Source organism: Methanosarcinales archaeon (assembly GCA_014859725.1).
GTDB lineage: Archaea > Halobacteriota > Methanosarcinia > Methanosarcinales > Methanocomedenaceae > Kmv04.
This window is the reverse complement of sequence record JACUTQ010000205.1, coordinates 1-3,533: the sequence shown is the minus strand read 5'-3', so window position 1 is coordinate 3,533 and position 3,533 is coordinate 1. Positions and strand designations below refer to the sequence as shown.

5 protein-coding genes are annotated in these 3,533 nt (G+C 45.9%); all 5 read left to right on the top strand.

Features of this window, described 5'->3' with window-relative positions; all coding sequences use genetic code 11:
• Positions 1-162 (top strand): hypothetical protein (locus IBX40_12100; GenBank protein ID MBE0525051.1); only part of this gene is annotated, 162 nt, incomplete at its 5' end.
• Between the two features lie 28 nt (positions 163-190).
• Entirely contained in the window at positions 191-1,162 is a 972-nt protein-coding gene (locus IBX40_12095) for an ABC transporter ATP-binding protein (GenBank protein ID MBE0525050.1), read from the top strand.
• Entirely contained in the window at positions 1,159-2,121 is a 963-nt protein-coding gene (locus IBX40_12090; protein MBE0525049.1) for an ABC transporter permease, read from the top strand. Before IBX40_12095 ends, IBX40_12090 begins: the two co-directional genes overlap by 4 nt.
• A gap of 134 nt (positions 2,122-2,255) precedes the next feature.
• Positions 2,256-2,585 (top strand): hypothetical protein, encoded by a 330-nt coding sequence (locus tag IBX40_12085; protein MBE0525048.1) that lies wholly within the window; start codon positions 2,256-2,258, stop codon positions 2,583-2,585.
• 4 nt (positions 2,586-2,589) lie between these two features.
• Positions 2,590-2,799 (top strand): PLDc_N domain-containing protein, encoded by a 210-nt coding sequence (locus IBX40_12080; GenBank protein MBE0525047.1) that lies wholly within the window; start codon positions 2,590-2,592, stop codon positions 2,797-2,799.
• Positions 2,800-3,533 lie beyond the last annotated feature (734 nt).

The window sequence follows — 3,533 nt, the reverse complement described above, 5'->3', positions numbered from 1 at the left end:
GAGATCCTGATGCGGGCGGTAAGCGATGAGGCGCAAAGTGAAGACAACAGCATGCGGGTTATAGTGGTAAAATCAAGCAGTAGCGGGTTTATCGGCATCGGGCTGGTCATACTGGCCGTACTAGCGCTGATAATAATTATTTATAAATTCGGAAGGAGGTAAATATAAAATGGAATCTGAAGGAAATGAAATGGCTGTCGGTCTGGCCGGTGATGGAAATATCATAGAGACCAGTGACCTCACCAAACGATTTGGCAAGCAAAATGAGATTGTGGCAGTAGATTCACTTACCCTTGCCGTGAAAAGGGGCGAAGTTTTTGGTTTTGTCGGCCCAAACGGTGCTGGCAAGACCACGACCATGAAGATGCTGATCGGGCTGCTGGAGCCCAGTTCCGGCACCGGCAGGGTTGCGGGGTTCGATATCGTAAAAGAAGTGATCAATATCAGGGAGGCTACAGGCGTACTGCCCGAACCTGCCGGGTTCTATGATAACCTCACTGCCAGACAGAACCTGAGGTTTTATGCAAAGTTGTATGATATTGAACCGAAAGTCAGGGAGAAGCGGATAATCGACCTGCTGGAGATGGTGGGCCTGGGCGGTGCAGTGGACCAGAAAACGGGCGGTTTCTCCACAGGTATGCGTAAACGCTTCGGACTTGCCCAGGCACTGATCAATGAACCGAACATCCTGTTCCTGGACGAGCCCACCAGTGGCATTGACCCGAAAGGTGCACAGATGATGCGCAACCTGATAAAACAGCTAAGTCTGGAAAAGGATGTGACAATCTTCCTGAGTTCACATACCATGGCTGAGGTGGAAGAGATCTGCAGCAGGATAGCAGTGATAGATAGTGGAAAATTACTTGCAGTAGGGACCGTAGAGGAACTCAGGGACAAAGTGAGAGAGAAAGAAGGAGTACGGTATATGCTGGAGGTATCTGACCTGTCCCTCCAAGATACTGTTGAAAGGCTAAACGAGATGAATGGTGTGCACAGCGTAAGGATCATGGACACAGCACTGCAGGTGCATGCTGATATGGGGATGCGCACACAGATCGCAAAAGCCATCAAGCTGGCCGGAGGCACGGTATCCAGATTCGAGGAAGAGAGGATGGATCTGCAAAAAGTATTCCTGAAACTGATCGGAGATGGGAATACATGAAAATGAATATCAAAAATATACTTGTGATCGCCCAGAAGGAGTTTGCAGATATCATATGGAGCCCCAGGTTTATTGTGATCCTGGCAGTGCTGATGGTGGCTGTGCTGGCCAGCGGATATCAGGCGGGCCAGAGTATGGCACGCATGGCGGAACAGAGCGGTTTTGTGGGCATGGGGATAACTCTAAATCCATTAATGATAGGTTTTCAATCATTCACCTATTTGTTCGGGTCAACAGGTGCACTGGTTGCTATTGTACTGGGCTTTGACGCCATCGTCAGGGAGCGAAAGTCAGGCTCGTTGAATGTGTTGATGACGCATCCGGTCTACCGTGACAATGTGATCACAGGCAAGCTGGTGGGTATGATGGCAGCCCTGGGAGTGGTAATTGTTGTGGCCGTGGCAGTACCGGTTGGGATTATGTTAAGTATCTCCGGAATATCAGTGAATCCGGAAGAGCTTAGCAGGATAATAGTGTATGTTGCACTTGCGTTCCTGCTACTTTCAATATATCTTGCTCTGGGAATTGCCACTTCCACTTTTTGCAAAGAGCCATCAAATTCACTTGTATACAGTCTGGCCGTCTGGGTGGTGCTGGGCACATTGCTTATGCAAATTGCGTTTATATTAGCTGGCATAATTACCGGCCAGTCCATATATTCAATGCAGGGTCCGGAAGATTCAGAGAATTTCTTCGCAGTAGCGCACCAGATTTCGCAGCTTTCCCCCCTCACGCATTTTCAGGATCTAATTAGTGGTAGTTCTTCGGGCATGGTTGTTTCAATGGACGTGAGCAGCGGGTCAACATCAACAGTTATGCGAGGTCTCTTTGATATGAATCATACCCTGGGTTACTGGATGCAGCAGTACTGGGTGAACCTGATGGTTTTGATTGTGACACCCGTGATCCTGCTTGTGGTATCTTTTATCAGCTTTATGAGACAGGATATAACGCTGTGAAATCTAATAAAAATTATAAGGTGTGACACAGAACTCATCGATGAACTGGATATAGAGTATATGCCAGAATGAAAAGAACACAAAGAATAGGCATACAGATTTCTTTAGACTGTCGAAGATTCGGAGTATCTTATATGAAGAAATGGAAATTGGGTGCAATAATCGGAGCAATTTGGGGTTTACTTGGGAGTATATCCATTGTTATGACACCGTCACATGAATACGTAGGGCTGTCCCATCTTAGTATGACTGTTTTCCTCCCGATTTACATATGCATTATAGGGACATACTTTGTATTGTATCTTATATTTTCAAACGGACCTCTTCCCAATTCAGTTGTTTCAATTCTATCTACAATCAATCTATTTCCAATCTATGGGGCTTTAATCGGAGCGGGAATTGGATATTTAATTGATAAAATACAGAAAATAAATATTATGCTGAAGAACGAAAAGCACAGGTGAAATTATGATAGCAATCGGAATATATACCGTCATTGTCATGGCAGCCTTTGCCTTCTGGCTCTGGATGCTGATAGACTGTCTGCAAAGGCCGACCGAGCGGTTCCCCAACGGCGGCGAGTATGATAAGCTGATTTGGTGCCTTGCCATCTTCTTTGTGCATTTTATAGGGGCGGTGTTGTATTACTATCTTGTCAAGAGGAAGGATTCAGGATGAAGGCTTTTCAGGCTTGGATGGATGCTCATACAGGAGAAGTAATTGGAGTAAGTCTCAATTGTATGGGATCCATCAATAGTATATACTCATGGCTATGGTGGTTTGGAAGTGGGACCACAAAAGGAAGGGACATACAAAATTGTTGCAATGATCCGTGGTGGGTTCAATACTTCAAGCAGCACAATAATTACCATAAAATAGGCTTGTCCAGAGCTATGAATAGCCGGGGTAATAGAGAATGCAGAGTAATAATAACAAAGATTGGGAATCACTATGACTAAAATGTGCAATCTCTTAACATAGATTAAAGGGTGCCTCCAATCCCCCGCCGCCCGCCATCACACCTGTGTCTGCGCTGTACCTGCATCCACTCGGCCGCCCTAGCTTTGGAAAGAGTCAGAGGATTCAGCATAATAACATCAGTCGGATAAATGAAAATTTGCCAGAAAAGTACCCGCTCGATCCTGCGGCCTGCTTAAGAGCGCTTCGGCCTGCCGCCGGACCTGATGCGATGGAAGGGCAGCCTGAGGAAGGGAAGGCACAAGATAGACAGTACGTGTGGTCCAGACCATAAGAGGGTTGATTGAAGGATTCAGTATCAGTGTGGGTATCCAATAGATAAATGGATATTCAGCATACTCAAATATGTCAACCTTTGCTAAGGCTTAATTATTCATTTAATGGTATTTGTTTAGCCCATGCACAATTCTCGCCTGAGTAATTGCTCCAGTTCT